We start from the raw sequence: 18,352 nt of genomic DNA on the forward strand, positions 1-18,352 counted from the left end.
AATGAACTGTTCTGGCTAGGGTGAATGAGTTCCCACAAGGAGGTCCCACCCATGGGCGTAGAAAACAACACCCGCGATATTGAAGAAACAGTCGTCACCGACTTCACTGACCGCATGAGCTACGGCGGCTATCTCGATCTCGACACTCTTCTCTCAGCGCAGAAGCCCCTGAGTGATCACCACGATGAACTGCTGTTCATCATTCAGCATCAGACCACTGAGCTCTGGATGAAGTTGATGGTGCATGAACTTATTGGTGCTGCAAGCTACCTTCGCAACGACGACCTCGGGCAAGCACTCAAGTGCATGGCTCGTCTCAAACACATCCAGAAGACTCTCACTGAGCAATGGTCTGTCCTCGCCACGCTGACTCCCAGCGAGTATGCCCAGTTCCGCGACAAGCTCGGTAACTCCAGTGGCTTTCAGTCTTACCAATACCGAGCTATCGAGTTCATGCTGGGCAACAAGAATGAGAAGATGATCCACGTCTTTGACGCAGATCCTGTTGCGCAAGAACTTCTGGTTACTGCACTGAACTCCCCCAGCATCTATGACGAGTTCCTGCGTTACCTCTCCCGCAAGGGATACAACGTTCCTGCCTCCATCTTGGAGCGCGATGTGACCAAAGCATGGACGTTCTCTGAAGAGCTCATGCCGGTCTTTATTGAGATTTACAACAACCACGACGAGCACTGGGAAGCCTACGAGAGCTGTGAAGAGCTCGTCGACTTGGAAGAGAACTTCCAGTTCTGGCGCTTCCGTCATCTGCGCACCGTGCAACGCATCATCGGTATGAAGATGGGGACCGGCGGATCGTCTGGTGCACCCTTCTTACAGAAGGCGCTTGAGCTCACCTTCTTCCCTGAACTCTTTGCCGTGCGCACCGAGATTGGCAAGTAGTTCTCCTTCATGAGCTCCGAAGTTCAGAAACCTGGCAACCCCTATGGGGTTGGGGTTTCTGTGCGCCTGTCATCCGGCGAGCGCGGAACACTGTTCCCGCTCTTTGGTGATGCCCATGTGCACCTCGGACTCGTTGAGCCGGAAGGCCTCGCCTCTGGCGGCATCGGTCGTGTTCTGGATTTGGGGTGGTCCATTCCTGAACAGAAACAATGGGCGTCCGGAAGTATCCCTGGGTTAGACGTGGAATATGCAGGAAACTTCCTTGCGGCTCCCGGCGGCTACCCTTCTGATCGTTCCTGGGCACCGACGGATGCCACAGTCTTTGTTGAGAACAGCGCAGACGCTGTGGCTGACCAGGTTGTTGCCGGCGTGAAAGCAATCAAGATCACTCTCAACGCTGACGCAGGCCCCGTGCATTCTGACGAGGTACTTTCCCAGCTGGTGAGTTCAACGCTAGAGACCGGTCGCTTCCCCGTGATTCATGCCGAGGGTGCCGGGCAAGCTGAAAGAGCTATCCGCTCTGGTCTAGTCGTTCTGGCTCACACTCCGTTTACTGAGGTTCTCTCGGATGAACTCATTGAATATGCGGCTCTTCACAACCTGGGTTGGATGAGCACCCTCGATATTCATGGTTATGGCGACTACGGCACTGACTTTGATGTGGCCTGCGCCAATCTACGTAGATTTGCTGCTGCAGGTGGAACAGTGTTTTATGGCACGGACATGGGTAATGGGCCGTTGCCTCTGGGCATCAATGTTCGTGAGCTCACTGCCCTGCAGGAGTGTGGGCTCTCCCCTGCACAAGTTGTGGAGTCCATCACCGCGTGGTGGGATCACCAGCCACAACTGCTGGGTGGTTTCTCTCCATGCCGAATGAGTTTTATCTCTGAGATGTCAGACAACAACTGTGCAGATTTCAGCACGTGGCTAGCTTCTGCGCGTATCGTCGAAAACACTGAAGTGGAGTCATGATGACTAGTTTCCAAACCCGTGCTGCAGAACTTGATGCTGCTGACCCGTTAGCCGCCCACCGTGCCAAGTTCTTTGGCACCGATGAAGCTACCCAGTCTTCAACACCCGGGATGCCTCTGGCTTACTTCGATGGCAATTCTCTGGGTCGCCCAATGAGTGCCAGCTTTGATCGCATTGCTGCCTTCCTGCGTCACGACTGGGGAACACGTCTCATTCGCAGCTGGGATGAGCAGTGGTTAGACCTGCCTCTGCAGCTCGGCAACAAGATTGGTTCCTCAGCCCTCGGTGCCGCACCTGGACAGACCTTTGTCGGCGACTCCACCAGTGTGCTTCTCTACAAGATGGCACGTGCTGCCATTGGTGCGCGTCCCGGTCGCACGGAGATTGTGCTGGATACCGACAACTTCCCCACCGACCGCTACCTCCTGGAAGGTATTGCAGACGAGCTCAAGATGACTCTGGTCTGGATCGAAGCAGACACTCACTCCGGCGTGACCCCTGAGCAGGTTGCTGCCGTGGTGAACTCCAACACCGCCCTGGTTCTCCTCAGCCACGTTGCCTACCGCTCTGGCTTTATGGCAGATGCTCCAGCCATCACCAAGATCACTCACGATGCCGGTGCGCTGATTGTCTGGGACCTCAGCCACTCTGTGGGTTCCGTTGTTGTTGAACTAGACAAGTGGAACGTCGATATTGCTGTGGGCTGTTCCTACAAGTACCTCTGCGGCGGTCCCGGTGCTCCAGCCTGGGCATACGTGCGCAAGGATTTGCAGACCCAGATTGAACAGCCCATCCAAGGCTGGTGGGGCACCAAGAACATGTTCCTCATGGGCCCTGGTTATGACCCTGAGAACGACCTGCGCCGCTTCATCACGGGCACGACTCCCGTCGTGGGTATGCAGGCCATGATTGACCCTGTTGAACTCATCGGCGAGGTCAGTATCGAAGCAGTTCGTGCGAAGTCATTGCTACTGACCCAATACGTGATCGACTACACCGACGAGGTTCTCGCACCTCTGGGAGTGACTGTAGCAACGCCTCGCGACCCCGCCCAGCGTGGTGGTCACGTCACCTTGAACCACCCTCACATGCGAGAAGTCAATGCGCTGTTGTGGAAGGAAGACATCATTCCTGACTACCGTGATCCACACGGTTTGCGCATTGGCCTGTCTCCATTGACAACTTCTTTCGAAGAAGTCTTCCTCGGCATGGAAAAGGTCAAAGAGACACTGCTCTCACTCGGGTAGGATTGAGGTATTCCCTTACTCGCGAAACCGCTGGAGTCGCCCCCATGCCCACCATCGTCGTCGAGGTAATGCCCAAGGCTGAAATTCTTGACCCCCAGGGCAAGGCAGTCGCTGGTGCGCTTACCCGCCTTGGTCACAACCAGTTCTCCGGTGTTCGCATCGGCAAGCGCTTCGAGCTCACCGTTGACGGCCCCGTCACTGCTGAGACTCTCGCAGCAGCCAAGACCATCGCAGAGGACATCCTCTCGAACTCGGTCATCGAAGATGTCGTCAGCATCTCCGAGGCCAAGTAATGCGCGTCGGAGTCATCACCTTCCCCGGCTCACTTGATGAGCGTGACGCCCAGCGTGCGGTGAAGCTCGCGGGTGGAACACCTGTTGCTCTCTGGCACGGTGCACACGACCTCGAAGGCGTTGAAGCCATCATTCTTCCCGGTGGTTTTAGCTACGGCGACTACCTGCGTGCAGGTTCTATTGCCAGCCACGCTCCCATCATGGCTGAGGTCATTGATGCAGCTCACAAGGGCATGCCTGTCCTGGGTATTTGTAACGGCTTCCAGATGCTTGCTGAAGCTCGCTTGGTTCCTGGCGCTCACGGCCGTAATGACTGTGGCACTTTTGTTCGCCGCGATCAGAAACTGATTGTGGAAAACAACAACACCGCGTGGACCACAGACTTTGCCCAGGGTGAAGAGATCATCATTCCGCTGAAAAATGCAGATGGCCGTTTCGTTGCTAATGCAGACACCATCAAGCGCATTGAAGACAACGGTCAGGTCACCTTCCGCTACGTCGGCATGAACCCCAACGGTTCACTCGATGACATTGCGGGTGTTTCTAACGAAGCGGGCAACGTCGTGGGGCTGATGCCTCACCCCGAGCACGCAGTTGAGCCCGGTTTCGGTCCCGACACTGCTCAGGCCATGCGTTCTGGTCTTGACGGCCTCAAGTTCTTCACCTCTGTCATTCAGAGCACCATCCTCTCCAAGGCATAAGCGCCATGAGCACATCTACCAAGTCAGGTTTCACTCCTCGCAAGCTCTACTTTGTGCTGGCCATTGCAGAAGCCTGCACCTGGACCTTGCTCATCACCGGGCTGATCCTTCGCGCAACTACAGGCATTGACCAGACCCTGTTCACCACCATCGGTGGTCTGCACGGTTTGGTGTTCATTAGCTATGGTGCAACCTCGATCTTGGTTGCATTCAACCAACGTTGGGGTTTCTGGCTGGGTCTACTCGCGGTGATCACCGCGATACTCCCCTATGCCACTATTCCTTTTGAGCTGGTTCAGGCCAAGCGAGGAGCACTCGAAGGCCCATGGCGTACTAAGGCAACTGATGACCCACGTGACAAGAAGGCATTGGACCGACTGTTCCGCTGGTTCCTTGCTCGCCCAGTGCTGCTGATCCTCGTCATTGTGATGGCGATTGTTGCCGTCTTCTCCACCCTGCTCATCCTTGGTCCTCCTGGAGGACGCTAAAGCCATGGGCTCACACACTTTCCACATCACCCACAACGAAGGGACCGACGCGTGAGCACCCACGTCGCCGACACCGTAGACAACGCCATCGCAACCCCAGACAAGGTTCAGCCCTATGGCGCCTTGGGACTCAAGGATGACGAGTACGCAGAGATTCGCAAGATCCTCGGCCGCCGCCCCACCTCAGGTGAGCTGGCGATGTACTCCGTGATGTGGAGTGAGCACTGCTCGTACAAATCTTCAAAGATCTACCTTCGTCAGTTTGGCCAGAAGGTCAGCGAAAAGATGAAGGAAAAGCTCATGGTTGGCATGGGCGAGAACGCCGGTGTTGTCGACGTCGGCGAGGGCTGGGCTGTCACCTTCAAGGTGGAGAGCCACAACCACCCCAGCTACATTGAGCCTTTCCAGGGCGCTGCCACCGGTGTGGGTGGAATCGTCCGTGACATCATCTCGATGGGTGCACGACCCGTTGCTGTGATGGACCAGCTCCGCTTTGGCGCAATCGACCACCCTGACACTCCTCGTGTTCTGCACGGTGTTGTTGGCGGAATCAGCTTCTACGGCAACTGCCTTGGCCTTCCCAACATTGGTGGCGAGACCTACTTCGACTCCTGCTACCAAGGCAACCCTCTGGTGAACGCACTCTCTGTGGGTGTGCTCCGCCACGAAGACCTTCACCTGGCTAATGCTTCAGGTGTGGGCAACAAGATTGTTCTGTTCGGGGCGCGCACCGGTGGCGACGGCATCGGTGGCGCATCGATCCTCGCGTCGGACTCATTCGACTCCACTGGCCCCACCAAGCGACCTGCTGTCCAGGTGGGTGACCCCTTCGCTGAGAAGGTACTCATTGAGTGCTGCCTCGAGCTTTACCGCGAAGGCCTGGTTGAAGGTATTCAGGACCTTGGTGCAGCGGGAATCTCTTGCGCCACCAGTGAGCTTGCTTCTAACGGTGACGGCGGTATGTTCGTTGAGCTCGATCACGTTCTGCTGCGCGACCCCACCCTCACCGCTGAGGAAATCCTCATGTCGGAGAGCCAGGAGCGCATGATGGCTGTGGTCAAGCCTGAGCTGCTGGATCAGTTCATGGCTGTCGTGAACAAGTGGGATGTGGAAACCAGTGTTCTCGGTGAAGTCACCGACACCGGTCGTCTCGTGATCCACCACGGAGGCGAAGAGATCGTGAACGTCGACCCCCGCACCGTCGCAATCGACGGTCCTGTTTATGAGCGTCCCGTGGCATACCCCACCTGGATTGATGCTCTGCAGGCAGACTCAGCTGACAAGCTGGCTCGCCCCCAGAGTGGTGCAGAACTCAAGGACCAGTTCCTCTCCCTCGTTGCCAGCCCTAACCTGGCAGACAAGTCCCTCATCACCACCCAGTATGACTACTTCGTCATGGGTAACACGGCACTCAGCTTCCCTGACGATGCCGGCATGATCCGCGTGGATGAAGAATCCGGTCTCGGTTTCGCTATCGCCACCGACGCCAACGGTCGTTACTGCCAGCTTGACCCCTACCAGGGTGCTCGCTTGGCTCTGGCTGAGGCTTACCGCAACGTGGCAGTATCAGGTGCTGTTCCTGCAGCGGTCACTGACTGCCTCAACTTCGGTTCTCCTGAGAACCCAGAAGTGATGTGGCAGTTCAAGCGTGCTGTTGAAGGTCTTGCTGATGGTTGCTTGGAACTCGAGATCCCCGTCACCGGTGGAAACGTCTCCTTCTATAACCAGACCGGTGACGCTCCCATCCACCCCACCCCTGTTGTGGGCGTGCTGGGTGTTATCGATGACGTTGCTCGTCGCATTCCTTCTTCCTGGCAGGACGAGGGCAACAACATCTACCTCCTCGGCTACACCCGCACCGAACTTGATGGTTCGGCTTGGGCTGGCACCATTCACAACCACTTAGGTGGCGTTCCTCCCGTTGTTGACTTGGCCCAAGAAAAGGAACTGGCAGACCTGCTTCAGGGTGCTGCAATCGAGAGCCTTATTCTTTCTGCTCACGACCTCAGTGATGGTGGTCTGGGACAGGCACTGGCTGAGTCCGTCATGCGCTTTGGCGTGGGTGCTCGCGTCTGGCTCGATGAAATCATCGAGCGTGACGGCGTAGATGCTGCAACCGCCCTTTTTTCTGAGTCAACCGGTCGCGTCATCGTCTCTGTTCCTCGCGAAGATGACGTGCGCTTCTTGGGACTCTGCGAAGCTCGCAACTACCCTGTCCTGCGCATCGGTGTTACCGACCAGGGTGGAGAAGATGCCAAGCTCGACGTTCAGGGCTTATTCGAGGTTTCTGTTGCTGAGATTCGTCAGCGCAGCAACGAGACTCTGCCCAAGTACTTCGGTTAACTCTTAGATCACTGAGTTCTCTTGGCATGCAGGGTTATCCCTGTGTTTTGCTGGCGCCTCCACGCACATCCTTAAGGTCTCTAGGACTCGCTCCTAGCCTGAAATCCTGGGCTTAATGCCCCGGTTTAGGGAGCGTGTTCGTTGCGTCGATTGTTCTTAGTTTTCACCGCATTCACACTCGTCATTTTTGGCGGCGTAGTCATGACACCGACGGCTGCACACGCCACTCCTCCCACCTGTACGTCTACCCCAACGACGTGGGCAGACCTGCAGATTGCAATGATGAACACGGGCACCAGCGCTTCGCCAAACGTCGTATGCCTTGGGGCAAATCTTGTGGGTCCCGCAGATCAAAATCTGCGGCTCGGACACTTACAGTATGTAGTGCTTGATCTCAGTGGGTACTCGTTAGCTATTTCGGGTGGGACGGCCGGTGCCGGTATCGACACCAACGTCGATGGTCACCTTACGATTCAAGACTCTAACCCGGGAAGCAATACTTTAACCGCAACCGGCGGAAATGGCGCAGCAGGGATCGGCGGCGGAAATGGCGGAAATGGCGGAACCATCACCATCAACTCAGGAACCATCATCGCAACCGGCGCACCCAGCGCAACCAGCGGCGCAGGGATCGGCGGCGGAAATGGCGGAAATGGCGGAATGATCACCATCAACGGTGGCAATATCTCGGTAACAGGAGGGGGTTATGCTGCTGGAATTGGCGGGGGAAATGGCGGGGGAAATGGCGGAACCATCACCATCAACTCAGGAAACATCACCTCAACTGGCGGATTCGGCGCAGCAGGGGTCGGCGGGGGTAATGGCGGAAATGGCGGAATGATCACCATCAACGGTGGAACAATCAGCGCTACTGGCGGTAACCTCGGAGCAGGGATCGGCGGCGGGTGGCTGGGAGATGGCGGAACAATCACCATCAACTCAGGAAACATCACCTCAACTGGCGGATTCGGCGCAGCAGGGGTCGGCGGGGGTAATAGCGGAAATGGCGGAACCATCACCATCAACGGTGGAACAATCAGCGCTACTAGCGGTAACAGCGGCGCAGGGATCGGCGGCGGCGGCGGCGGGACAATCACCATCAGTGGTGGAACAATCAGCGCTACTGGCGGTTTCAGCGGCGCAGGGATCGGCGGCAGTGCTGGTGAAAATGGCGGAACCATCACCATCAGCGGGGGAACAATCAGCGCTACCGGCGGTGATTTCGGAGCAGGGATCGGCGGCGGAATTGATGGCGATGGTGGCATCATCGCCATCGGCGGGGGAAATGTTTCCGCAATGGGCGGGTTCTCTGGGGCTGGAATCGGCGGCGGCGGCGGTAACGGTAACGGCGGCAGCATCACTGTTACCGCTGGAAGCGTCGTTGCCACAGGAGGTGCCGATGCAGCAGGAATCGGCGGCGGAAATGGCGGAGATGGCGGAAATGTGACCCTTAGTGGTGGACGTATTCAAGCTATTAGGTGGGTGCGTTCATCAGCTGAGATCGGGAGTGGCGCCGGCGGTTCGCAGGGGGGAAGTCTCACTGTTACCACTGTCAGCCCAATCTCATGGATCAATCTCGATACAAGTGGTACATCTGGACACGCGCCCTCTTCAACAAGTACGACACCGTCGTCAAGTGCCTCCGCGGCATCGGTAACCAGAACTGAGGGTTACGACTACGTGACTTTTACTTTCAACTACGCGGTGAGCTTCAATACCGGTGGCGGCAGTAGTGTCATCCAGCAAGATGTGGCATATCGCCAGCGCCCCACCCTACCGGCGCCACCGACACGCGCTGGCTACGCCATGGATACCTGGCACACAGATTCAGCTTCTGGACCCACATACAACTTCAGCTCTGGCACGACCATAACCGCGGCAACCACGCTCTATGCCAGCTGGGGCATGCTCGATACGACCTGTAGCAGCGAGAACAAACCAACGTCTTGGGCAGAGCTCATCGGGTCGGTTTCGTCGGCAACAAGTAGTAACACTTCGTCTGCAAATCCGAAAGTGGTCTGCCTCGGGGCTATCATCTCTGTGGCCAACATGCACCTCACTCTGTCCTCCGGCGCATACGTGACGCTTGATTTGAACGGATATTCTCTCTTCGTCACCGACGCGGATGACAACCACGCCGCAATTGAAAATACGGGGGCCTATCTCACGATTCAGGATTCACATCCCGGTAGCAATGTATTAATTGTTGTTGGAGGCGCAAACGGTGCTGGGATTGGTGGCGGGAATGGCGCCACCGGGGGTTCCCTCACTATCAACTCCGGAAACGTCACCACCAGAGGCGGTGCTTTTGCCGCAGGAATCGGCGGCGGAGACGGTGGTATGGGTGGAGCAACCACAATTAACGGTGGGCAGGTAAATGTCATTGCGGGCTATAGCGGGGCAGGAATTGGCGGCGGCAACGGCGGAGACGGTGGAGCAACCACAATTAACGATGGTGTCATCACCGTAACGGCAGCTTGGTACGGTGCTGGAATTGGTGGCGGTGCAGGCTACACCGTATCTGCCAACCGAGGAAACGGTGGTGTGACCACTATTAACGGCGGCGTCACAACTGCCGTGGGAGGTTCTCGCGCCGCTGGAATCGGCGGGGGGAACAAAGGTCGTGGTGGCATCACCGTAATCAACAATGGGTTTGTTTCTGCAACGGCTGGCGCATATGGTGCCGGTATCGGCGGAGGAGAGAACGGGCGAGGTGAGTACATCACTATCAATGGCGGAATCGTAAATGCCATGGGTGGTGAATTCGGCGCTGGCATCGGCGATGGTGCCATGCCGAGTGCTGGTTTGATCGCTCTGGAGATAAACGGGGGTGCCGTTACTGCAACAGGTGGCCCGTATGGAGCTGGAATCGGCTCTGGGTATGCGGCCACAACGTGCGGCAACATTTCGATTAGTGCTGGAAATGTGACAGCGACCGGTGGCCAGGTTGCGGCTGGAATCGGCGCTGGATTCCTTGGAACCGGCTGTAACGTAACCTTGAGCGGAGGAAAAACCCAGGCGATCGCAACGCCAGGTATTGTCTCTGGCGTGCCCGTTAGCGGTGCGGCGATTGGTTCAGGTTACCTACCCCGTTCTTACTCAGACGCTGGAACTCTCACTGTGGTCACTTTGACTTCAAGCCCCTTCACCCCCATTCCAAATGGGAGCGGCACGACTGGTGGCTTTGCGCCCACAACGTCAAGTTCCACAGCTACTAATGGGGCACCCGCTCGCTCGGTCACAAAAACAGAAGAAAATGGCACCGTCACATTCACCTTCAACTACGACGTGAGTTTCAACAGCGGTAGCGGCAGTAGTGTCACCCAACAAGAGGTCGGATACGGTTCGCGACCCGATCGTCCAACTGATCCGACGTTGGCGGGTTATGCCATGGATACGTGGCACACGGGTTCCGCATCCGGCCCCACCTACGACTTCAGTACCGGCTCAAACATCACAGCGGCAACGACCCTCTACGCCAGCTGGAATGCCATCAATGCAGCACCTCTGAGCATCAACGCAGTCACTCGCGCCGTGAACATAACGCAAACCGACCGGCAAGTCGGCTCGTCGTGGAACGTTAAGGTTCACTCGACTCCGGTGACACTGGGTTCAGGTGCGACCGATGGGTCCGCCGCTGTGATCTTCAGCGGCACCATTCCTGCAGTGGCAGCCGGAGTGCACCGTGTGGAAGTGAGCTCGACAGCATCGAACAGCGTCACCGAGATTCAAAAACTCTGGTTCGTATCTGACCAATCCGACACAATAATTGGGGTCTATACGACAGAGGCCGAAGCAAACGCTGCATGGGATGCATTGCAGCCCTCGGTCGCACGCTTGTCGAATACCGGTCTAGCCACTGCGCGAGTCTTCACGACCCTCACCGCCGGAGCGCTGCTTCTGCTCGTGGGTATCGCTATAGTCATCTGGCGTCGTCGCAGGACATACTGAAACAGTGAACATTAGAGTGCTCGTTGTTGAAGACGACGACTTCACGCGCCTGAGCATTGCCGCGGCTCTTCGCGAGGAGCACTTCGACGTCTTTGACACTGCACTGGCCAGCGCCGCTGCCACCAAGGCCGAAGACTGGATGCCCACCGCCGCCGTGCTCGATCTACACCTGGGCCCCGGCCCTACCGGTATCGACCTGGCCAAAGCTCTGAGGCGGAACGACCCCAGCATCGGAATCGTCATCCTGACCAGTTACGACGATCCCCGCATGCTCAGCGCCACCATGTCGGAGCCCCCGGCTGGGACCCAGTACATCACCAAGCGTTCCGTGACACACATTGATGACCTCGTGCGAGCCCTTGCAATCGCTGTGCGCTCACATACCGTCAAACCTGCGCATGCTAATCAGCCGAAACTAGCCAACCTTACTGATACGCAACATGACGTGCTGAGGTTGATCGCGGAGGGTCACACTAACCAGCAAATTGCTAGGATTCGCCAGACAACCGTCAAGACGGTCGAATCACTAATTGCACGACTAGTTAAAGCGCTGGAGATTCCCTCCTCGGCAGATGCGAACCAGCGCGTCATGCTCGCGCGCGCCTATTTCGAAGCCAGTGGTTTAAGTGGCCCGTAGCACGACTAGATTTTCGCGTCTGAGCGACGAGGCCGGAGGTCGGTGGTTTAACTACCTTCCGGCCTACCTGTGGGTCGGACCCATCTGGGTCGTGGCATCGGTTTTTGCGACGCCGGGGCTGACCTCGCTTAGCGAGTTTGCCTTGATGGCACTCGCCAATTCGGCTGGAGTTCTCTCAGCCGTGGGATTGATGGCTCTGTCGAACGCGAGCGTGTTTCGAAACAGTCAGGCGAAGCCAATCCCGCTCTTGCTCGTCAGTGCGTTTGGAGCTGCTGTCGGTGCCATTAAAGCCGTGGTTACCACTCTCGTCGCCGTCAGCATCACACACGGGCCCCTCGATGGCATCGGCCCGCGAATCGCCATTTCTGCCGTACTGGGGGCATGGCTCATTCCCGCCATCTCAGTGTTGTATGCGACGCTCGCCCGCTATGAACGCGAGCGGGATGCCCTGGCTCGCGAGCTCGTGCTCCGAAAGTTTCGACCCGCCCTCGGTGGCTCTTCAAAGAACCGCTCCTACGACCAAGACATTTCGTCGTTCGTTGAACTCACCCGAACATCGGTCTCCCACGCCCGCAACCCGCTCGAACTCAACCGAACACTTAACACCATCATCGACAATGAGCTACGGCCGCTGAGTCGAACTCTTTCTGAGCAAGTTCGACAGTCGTTGCCCAGCTTCCGCATCCCCGACCTTATTCGCATTGTCTGGAGGGATTACCGTTTCACCCCGGTAGGGACAACCGTTGCCTACGTCATCACGTTCATCGCTCCCCAGCTCTGGTACGCAGGGATATTAAACGGACTACTCCGTTTGCTCGTTCAAGCGGTGATCGTATTTGGCATCCTCTGGCTCGCACAGTTCCTCCCGAATCGGGGCGGTACCTATGGCGTGATGGCCTTCGCGCTGGTGAACGGCTTTCTTGTTTTTGCTCTTGACGCCATAAGCATTCTTATCTTCGGCCCTCTGCCCGACTACCCGCGCTGGGGAGCGGTGACCTTCTTGCTTCTCTTTTTTGTCTTGTCTGGCCTGATCCTAGGGACTATTCGTGCAGCCCAAAATGAGGAGAAGGATGTTCGTGCGCAACTGACCGAGCTCTCAGAACAGACCGCGCAGGCATATTCGATGTCGGCGCAGCAACAATTCGAGAATCGCGAATTGGCTCACTACTTGCATAGTCGTGTGCAGAATGGGATGCTCTCAGTGGCTCTGCGCCTGGGGGCGGACGGGGCGCCGGCAGACATCTCACCTGCTCAGGATGAGCTATACGCCATTCTCGATGAAGTACTGACAGTCTCATCTCAGCGAGAGTTGTCGGACATTTCGACCGAACTGCAATCAATTCAAGGCCTATGGAAAGGTCTCGCTGAGGTCCGCTTTTCGGTAGACCCATCAATCGAACGATTACTCAACAGAGACCGCAATCTTCGCAAGACTGCGGTACTGGTAGTCGAGGAAGGCACGACCAACGCCGTGCGTCACGGTTCGGCAACAGAAATAAACATCTCAATCGGATCGGGTGCCACGACGACTGACGTTTCGATTCACTGCATAGACAACGGGAAAGGTCCGGTTGGAAACCATTCAGGGTTGGGAACGACCTTGTTTGATTCAACAGCAAACTCGTGGAGCCTCACGCGACGGGCAGTGAACCAGACCGAACTCGAGGTTCTTTTAGAGAGCTCGGCAAGTTAGGCTTTATCACCGTTAGCGATGGCCTGGTGGTGCTTAATGACCTCCCGGACGACAAAGTGGAACCACTTCTCGGCAAAGTCAGGGTAAAAGATGGCGCACGCATCTGGCTCGATGAAATCATCGAGCGTGACGGCGTAGACGCTGCCACTGCGCTGTTCTCTGAGTCCACCGGTCGTGTGATCGTCTCAATTCCTCGAGAAGATGACGTGCGCTTCTTGGGACTCTGTGAAGCCCGCAACTACCCCGTGCTCCGTATCGGTGTGACCGATCTGGGAGGGGACGACGCTAAGCTTGACGTACAGGGTCTGTTCGAGGTTTCTGTCGCTGAGATTCGTCAGCGTAGCAACGAGACACTGCCTCAGTACTTCGGCTAACAGCGGTTCGGGGGAACCATGGATCCATTTATTGCCATTCTGATTGGTGTCTTTTGGGCAGCCATTATTGTGGGGCTCGTGGTGCGCTTCATCAGAGCGAAGAAGGGGCAGCGCCTCAAGGCTGTTGCTGAGCCGCTTGTTGCGGCTGCTGACTCTTACCAGGAGAACCTCATTGGTAAGACAGGAACGGCGCAGCTCAAGGACTTAGACCAAAACTAAGTACAGGCTTAACGAGCTTCGAGCAGGTCCCATTGCAGGGGCCCACCCGAAGAATTTGAGTTTCTCAGATAAATAACCCTGTTGGCAAGGGTTATTTAGCAACCAGAGTCACTGTGCTGAGTTCTTGCCCCACACTGTATTGCTCACCCATCACGCCACGGCCTTCTGCCGTCAATGCAGCTGTCAGCATGAGTGGGTGTGATCCAGGAATGACGTTCACATTCACAAAGGGAACATGAACCTCCGGAGAGAGAATTCCTCCCTGCGCAATAGACAACGTTCCATGACCTGAAGTGAGCTCAATACGAGGGTCCTTGATGGTGATGTTCATCATGCCCCAGTGGCCGGTGAAGTGAGCAGTTCCCAGGAACTGTAGCTCACCGGTGTGAGTATCAGCGTTGAAGTCTGAAGCAACCTCGTTGAGTGCGAAAGTGAAACCGGACTCTGTTCTGGTCGCAGGCTCGAGAGCTTCCACGGTGCCATCTTCTAAACCAGAGATGTAGGCAATGAGGCTGTCTTTGACAGACCAGTGCAGTTCAAAGTCGCTCATGGTTTAGCCCCGAGCTTGTTCGTGGTGGTGAATGACCTCTTCCACCACGAAGTGGAACCACTTCTCCGCGAAGGTAGGGTCGAGGTTGGCCTCTTCCGCCAGTGCGCGCAGGCGCGCAACCTGGCGGGCCTCACGCTCGGGGTCTGAGGGGGGAAGATCGTTGGTGGCCTTGAGCTTGCCCACCTTCTGGGTGAACTTGAAACGCTCAGCGAGCATGTGAATGAGAGCTGCATCGATGTTGTCGATGCTCTCGCGAATACCTGCGAGCTCTTGGGCAACCTCAGGGGTCATCTCGTTCTGCGCCATGCTTTCAGGTTAGCGCAGGAGGGATTAGTTCTTGACCTGCCTGCGCATAATCAGAACACCCAGGATGACAATCGCCCCACCTGTGGGCTCATACCAGTGCAAGGTTTCACCCAAAAAGACAACGCCCAACATGACACCCACGATGGGCATGACATAGGTCACGGAAGAAGCACGAGTGGGGCCCCATGAATCCAACACATCGTTGAACCAGAGATAGGCCAGCCCTGTTCCACCAAAGCCAATAACGCTAATGGCGATGATGGTGGTCCAGTCGATAGTGACAGGTCCCGTGGCAAGGAAGGGGGTCAGCAACAAGATGAAGATCGCTGCTGCGCCCACTTCAATAATGGAGATGGACTTCGAGGAGACACCTCGAGGGAACACGTATTTCTTGAGGTATGTTCCGGAGAATCCATACATCACCGCTGCACCAAGTGCTGCAATCTGGCCCCAGAAGCTGCCGCCTAAGTCAGTAATGGTCCAGGGCGCAATCACAACGACAAGACCTGCAAGTCCCACAAGTACACCAACTGCTTGATTGCGGTTGAAGTTCTCCACGCGCAATACATAGACCGCAATGATCGCGGTCATGATCGGGGTGAGGCCGTTATAGATTGTGGCAACAGCAGAAGTGATGTATTGCTCTGCCCAGGGGAAGAAGATGAAGGGGATTCCAATACCAATGACACCTGCGAAGGCGATGTGTCCCCAGAGCTTGATGTCTTTGGGAAGTTGCTCACGGCTAATCAGCCAGAACACCAACATGAAAATTCCACCGGCAACAACGCGCGACCACGCGATCTGCCCCCAACTCAGGGTGTCCAGAGCGATCTTGATAAAGAAGAAGCTCGATCCCCACAACAGCGCTAAGGCAATGAACTTGAACACGACAACGGTGGGCGCCTGGCCAGGCTTGTGGGCAACAGAAGTGGAGGTCATAACTTCTTCAGCCTAGACCTGACAAGGTTCATTAGGGCATGAACGAACGAGTCAATCTGACCAGCAGGTCAGACGAGAGAGGTTTTAGCCAACGAGGTCGTGCTGAACGATGATTGCATCGCGAGCAGGACCAACACCGATAGCGGAGAATCGAGCACCGCTCATTGCTTCTAGTGCAGTGACGTAGTCCTGAGCGTTCTTGGGAAGATCGCTGAACTTACGTGCACCGGTGATGTCCTCAGTCCAACCGGGGAAGTATTCCAGGATGGGCTTGGCGTGGTGGAAGTCGCTCTGGTTCACGGGAACCTCATCGTGACGAACACCGTCGACGTCATAGGCAACACAAACCGGAATCTGCTCGAGGCCAGTAAGAACGTCAAGCTTGGTGACGACGAAGTCGGTCACACCATTGATGCGTGCGGTGTAGCGAGCTATCGGGGCGTCATACCAACCACAGCGACGGGGACGTCCAGTGGTGGTGCCGAACTCGAAGCCTTTGGCACGCAGGTATTCACCGTCTTCATCGAAGAGCTCGGTGGGGAACGGACCTGCGCCCACGCGGGTTGTGTAGGCCTTGATGACCGCAATCACGCGCTCAATCTTGTTAGGACCAATTCCCGAACCGGTCGATGCACCACCTGCAGTGGCGTTCGACGAGGTGACGAAAGGATAGGTTCCGTGGTCTATGTCGAGCATGGTTGCCTGGCCACCCTCGAACAGCACAACCTTGTCTGCTTCGAGAGCCTGGTTCAGTTCGAGTGCAGTGTCAGCCACCATGGGTGCCAGACGCTCACGGTAGGAAAGTAGTTCTTCAATCACGGCATCAGCCGAGATGGCGCGACGGTTATAGATCTTGGCCAGCAAGTGGTTCTTGATCTCGAGCGCTGCTTCGACCTTCTGGCGCAGGATGCCTTCGTCGAAGATGTCTTGGATGCGGATACCCACGCGGTTGATCTTGTCGGCATAGGTGGGACCAATGCCGCGGCCGGTGGTGCCGATCTGACGCTTGCCGAGGAAGCGCTCGGTGACCTTGTCCAAGGTGCGGTGGTAGTCGGTGATGACGTGAGCGTTTGCGCTCACGCGCAGCTTCGAGGTGTCGATGCCGCGTGAGTTCAGTGCGTCGAGCTCAGCGAAAAGAACTGAGATGTCGATGACCACACCGTTGGAGATCACGGGGGTAACGCCGGGAGTCAAAATGCCGGAGGGAAGTAAGTGGAGGGCATACTTCTCGTCGCCAATAACGACGGTGTGACCAGCGTTGTTACCGCCGTTGAACTTCACAACGTAGTCGATACGTTCAGCAAGAAGGTCGGTAGCCTTACCCTTACCTTCGTCGCCCCACTGGGCACCAATCAGAACGATTGCTGGCATGACGATATCCCCTCGTCGTTAGAACGGCCTGTGCAACTGCGACCTGCCAGTAATTCATTCTACCGGCTAAATAACGCCTCTTTCTTGCGGTTACTTCAGGCTAAGTAGTGGCAAGTAGCACAACGTCAATGGCCTTGCGCTCTTCGCCACCCGAGACAAAGAAACGATCCCGCAGCGTCAGCGTGTGCACGTTTAATCCGAGGGCATCACAGGCGGAGCGGAGCTCATCCTGTGTCGGGTTGAGCTCTGGGCTGGGCGGACCACCGAAGCCGTGTTCAAGGTTTTCACGTGCGTGCCACACACCAAAGAGCGTGCCGCCCGAGCGCAGGCTCTGCGCTGCCGTGGCAATCGCAGCAACGAGGTCTGCAGCAGGAATCTGAAGATAGGCCATCACGGCCAGATCAACGGGCTTGGTCACGCAGGACTCAGGGTTGGTGGCATCAACTGCCGTGCCGGTGCAGAGTTCTGTCAGCCCCTCGTGCTCAGCGCGCTGCAAGAACTTGCCCACGGCCACAGCGGAGAAGTCGGAGTTCTCCACATGCCAACCGCGGCTGGCAAACCAGAGAGCATTGCGGCCTTCACCGCCACCCAGGTCCAGCATCTTGCCAGCAGGAATATCGGAGAGGTACTCAACGACAAACTCGTTGGGCTCCAACGACCAGACCATCTCTGCCTCGGCATAACGCTTATCCCAGGCTTCAGGAGAGTTCCGAGTAGTCATGGTGCCCCTTTAGAACGTCACGTGCTGCATGACCCATGAGTGCATGGTCACAGCAGCTGCCGCACTGGCATTGATGGAGCGGGTTGAACCAAACTGCGTGATTTCAATCACTGCTTCTGCAGCTTCGATGGCTTCGGGAGACAGCCCGGGGCCTTCTTGGCCAAACAAGAACAAGCAACGCTCGGGCAAGTCAAAGGTTTCGATTTTCACGCAGCCAGGAACATTGTCAATGGCGAGGATAGGCATGTTCTCTGCCTTCGCCCACTCGACCAAGTCAGCAACTGTGTCGTGGTGAACCACGTGTTGGTAGCGGTCGGTGACCATCGCACCGCGCTTGTTCCAGCGACGGCGTCCCACGATGTGGACAGTGTCTGCACCAAAAGCATTGGCTGAGCGCACGATTGAACCGATGTTCATATCGTGCTGCCAGTTCTCAATGGCGACATGGAACGGGTGACGCTTCTCGTCGAGATCCGCGACAATCGCTTCCATGGTCCAGTAGCGATAGCGGTCGATAACGTTACGCGTATCGCCCTTTTCTAGGAGCTCAGGGTCGAACCAGGGGTCTTCCGGGAGTTCACCAATCCACGGACCAACACCGGAGGTGCTCAGTTCGTGGGTGGGTGACTCTGGAAGGTCAGTCACGA

At 56.6% G+C, this 18,352-nt stretch carries 18 protein-coding genes; 12 read left to right on the plus strand and 6 right to left on the minus strand.

The features are described from left to right. The first annotated feature begins 51 nt into the window (after nucleotides 1-51). From kynA to M2118_RS07850, 12 genes are all read left to right on the plus strand, one after another. Nucleotides 52-900 carry a tryptophan 2,3-dioxygenase gene (gene kynA / locus M2118_RS07795; protein ID WP_280795447.1) on the plus strand — a complete coding sequence of 283 codons (849 nt, stop codon included), beginning with the start codon at nucleotides 52-54 and terminating at the stop codon, nucleotides 898-900. A 9-nt stretch (nucleotides 901-909) separates the two neighbouring features. Further along, nucleotides 910-1,872, plus strand: coding sequence for an amidohydrolase family protein (locus tag M2118_RS07800; protein WP_280795380.1), 963 nt, complete (start codon nucleotides 910-912; stop codon nucleotides 1,870-1,872). Further along, entirely contained in the window at nucleotides 1,869-3,119 is a 1,251-nt protein-coding gene (locus M2118_RS07805) for a kynureninase (RefSeq protein ID WP_432418396.1), read from the plus strand. The genes M2118_RS07800 and M2118_RS07805 overlap by 4 nt, the downstream gene beginning before the upstream one ends. A gap of 44 nt (nucleotides 3,120-3,163) precedes the next feature. Continuing rightward, nucleotides 3,164-3,412, plus strand: coding sequence for a phosphoribosylformylglycinamidine synthase subunit PurS (gene purS / locus M2118_RS07810; protein WP_110234659.1), 249 nt, complete (start codon nucleotides 3,164-3,166; stop codon nucleotides 3,410-3,412). Beyond that, entirely contained in the window at nucleotides 3,412-4,113 is a 702-nt protein-coding gene (gene purQ, locus M2118_RS07815) for a phosphoribosylformylglycinamidine synthase subunit PurQ (RefSeq protein WP_280795382.1), read from the plus strand. The genes purS and purQ overlap by 1 nt, the downstream gene beginning before the upstream one ends. Before the next feature lie 5 nt (nucleotides 4,114-4,118). Next, complete coding sequence (locus M2118_RS07820; RefSeq protein WP_280795383.1) at nucleotides 4,119-4,601, plus strand: DUF3817 domain-containing protein; 483 nt, start codon at nucleotides 4,119-4,121, stop codon at nucleotides 4,599-4,601. Between the two features lie 51 nt (nucleotides 4,602-4,652). Beyond that, on the plus strand, nucleotides 4,653-6,944 hold the full coding sequence (gene purL / locus M2118_RS07825) for a phosphoribosylformylglycinamidine synthase subunit PurL (RefSeq protein WP_280795384.1): 2,292 nt from the start codon (nucleotides 4,653-4,655) through the stop codon (nucleotides 6,942-6,944). Between the two features lie 384 nt (nucleotides 6,945-7,328). Then, complete coding sequence (locus M2118_RS07830; protein ID WP_280795385.1) at nucleotides 7,329-10,895, plus strand: beta strand repeat-containing protein; 3,567 nt, start codon at nucleotides 7,329-7,331, stop codon at nucleotides 10,893-10,895. Nucleotides 10,896-10,899: 4 nt separating this feature from the next. Beyond that, nucleotides 10,900-11,532 (plus strand): response regulator transcription factor, encoded by a 633-nt coding sequence (locus M2118_RS07835; protein ID WP_280795387.1) that lies wholly within the window; start codon nucleotides 10,900-10,902, stop codon nucleotides 11,530-11,532. A 145-nt stretch (nucleotides 11,533-11,677) separates the two neighbouring features. Next, nucleotides 11,678-13,225: a hypothetical protein gene (locus M2118_RS07840; protein WP_280795388.1), complete on the plus strand. Its 1,548-nt coding sequence runs from the start codon at nucleotides 11,678-11,680 to the stop codon at nucleotides 13,223-13,225. 56 nt (nucleotides 13,226-13,281) lie between these two features. Beyond that, nucleotides 13,282-13,599 (plus strand): AIR synthase-related protein, encoded by a 318-nt coding sequence (locus tag M2118_RS07845; RefSeq protein ID WP_432418397.1) that lies wholly within the window; start codon nucleotides 13,282-13,284, stop codon nucleotides 13,597-13,599. Nucleotides 13,600-13,617: 18 nt separating this feature from the next. Then, nucleotides 13,618-13,818 (plus strand): hypothetical protein, encoded by a 201-nt coding sequence (locus M2118_RS07850; RefSeq protein ID WP_280795389.1) that lies wholly within the window; start codon nucleotides 13,618-13,620, stop codon nucleotides 13,816-13,818. A 91-nt stretch (nucleotides 13,819-13,909) separates the two neighbouring features. Here the strand turns inward: M2118_RS07850 and M2118_RS07855 are convergent, their stop codons facing one another. The 6 genes from M2118_RS07855 to M2118_RS07880 all read right to left on the minus strand — a co-directional run bounded on the left by M2118_RS07855 (nucleotide 13,910) and on the right by M2118_RS07880 (nucleotide 18,350). Next, nucleotides 13,910-14,368, minus strand: a complete 459-nt coding sequence (locus M2118_RS07855) for an HtaA domain-containing protein (RefSeq protein ID WP_280795390.1) — start codon at nucleotides 14,366-14,368, stop codon at nucleotides 13,910-13,912. A gap of 3 nt (nucleotides 14,369-14,371) precedes the next feature. Next, nucleotides 14,372-14,674 carry a chorismate mutase gene (locus tag M2118_RS07860; protein ID WP_280795391.1) on the minus strand — a complete coding sequence of 101 codons (303 nt, stop codon included), beginning with the start codon at nucleotides 14,672-14,674 and terminating at the stop codon, nucleotides 14,372-14,374. Nucleotides 14,675-14,698: 24 nt separating this feature from the next. Next, entirely contained in the window at nucleotides 14,699-15,613 is a 915-nt protein-coding gene (locus tag M2118_RS07865) for a DMT family transporter (protein WP_280795392.1), read from the minus strand. Nucleotides 15,614-15,697: 84 nt separating this feature from the next. Continuing rightward, entirely contained in the window at nucleotides 15,698-16,984 is a 1,287-nt protein-coding gene (locus M2118_RS07870; RefSeq protein WP_280795393.1) for an adenylosuccinate synthase, read from the minus strand. Between the two features lie 100 nt (nucleotides 16,985-17,084). Continuing rightward, nucleotides 17,085-17,705 (minus strand): class I SAM-dependent methyltransferase, encoded by a 621-nt coding sequence (locus M2118_RS07875; RefSeq protein ID WP_280795394.1) that lies wholly within the window; start codon nucleotides 17,703-17,705, stop codon nucleotides 17,085-17,087. Nucleotides 17,706-17,714: 9 nt separating this feature from the next. Then, complete coding sequence (locus M2118_RS07880; RefSeq protein ID WP_280795395.1) at nucleotides 17,715-18,350, minus strand: TrmH family RNA methyltransferase; 636 nt, start codon at nucleotides 18,348-18,350, stop codon at nucleotides 17,715-17,717. Nucleotides 18,351-18,352 lie beyond the last annotated feature (2 nt).

Origin of the sequence: Aurantimicrobium minutum, assembly GCF_029892845.1 — a bacterium.
GTDB classification, from domain to species: domain Bacteria; phylum Actinomycetota; class Actinomycetes; order Actinomycetales; family Microbacteriaceae; genus Aurantimicrobium; species Aurantimicrobium minutum_B.

Excerpts from the sequence above, each read along its gene's own strand:
- kynA (WP_280795447.1), top strand. The coding sequence starts at position 52 with ATGGGCGTAGAAAACAACACCCGCGATATTGAAGAAACAGTCGTCACC.
- M2118_RS07800 (WP_280795380.1), top strand. The coding sequence starts at position 910 with ATGAGCTCCGAAGTTCAGAAACCTGGCAACCCCTATGGGGTTGGGGTT.
- M2118_RS07805 (WP_432418396.1), top strand. The coding sequence starts at position 1,869 with ATGATGACTAGTTTCCAAACCCGTGCTGCAGAACTTGATGCTGCTGAC.
- purS (WP_110234659.1), top strand. The coding sequence starts at position 3,164 with ATGCCCACCATCGTCGTCGAGGTAATGCCCAAGGCTGAAATTCTTGAC.
- purQ (WP_280795382.1), top strand. The coding sequence starts at position 3,412 with ATGCGCGTCGGAGTCATCACCTTCCCCGGCTCACTTGATGAGCGTGAC.
- M2118_RS07820 (WP_280795383.1), top strand. The coding sequence starts at position 4,119 with ATGAGCACATCTACCAAGTCAGGTTTCACTCCTCGCAAGCTCTACTTT.
- M2118_RS07840 (WP_280795388.1), top strand. The coding sequence starts at position 11,678 with ATGGCACTCGCCAATTCGGCTGGAGTTCTCTCAGCCGTGGGATTGATG.
- M2118_RS07850 (WP_280795389.1), top strand. The coding sequence starts at position 13,618 with ATGGATCCATTTATTGCCATTCTGATTGGTGTCTTTTGGGCAGCCATT.
- M2118_RS07855 (WP_280795390.1), bottom strand. The coding sequence starts at position 14,368 with ATGAGCGACTTTGAACTGCACTGGTCTGTCAAAGACAGCCTCATTGCC.
- M2118_RS07860 (WP_280795391.1), bottom strand. The coding sequence starts at position 14,674 with ATGGCGCAGAACGAGATGACCCCTGAGGTTGCCCAAGAGCTCGCAGGT.
- M2118_RS07865 (WP_280795392.1), bottom strand. The coding sequence starts at position 15,613 with ATGACCTCCACTTCTGTTGCCCACAAGCCTGGCCAGGCGCCCACCGTT.
- M2118_RS07870 (WP_280795393.1), bottom strand. The coding sequence starts at position 16,984 with ATGCCAGCAATCGTTCTGATTGGTGCCCAGTGGGGCGACGAAGGTAAG.
- M2118_RS07875 (WP_280795394.1), bottom strand. The coding sequence starts at position 17,705 with ATGACTACTCGGAACTCTCCTGAAGCCTGGGATAAGCGTTATGCCGAG.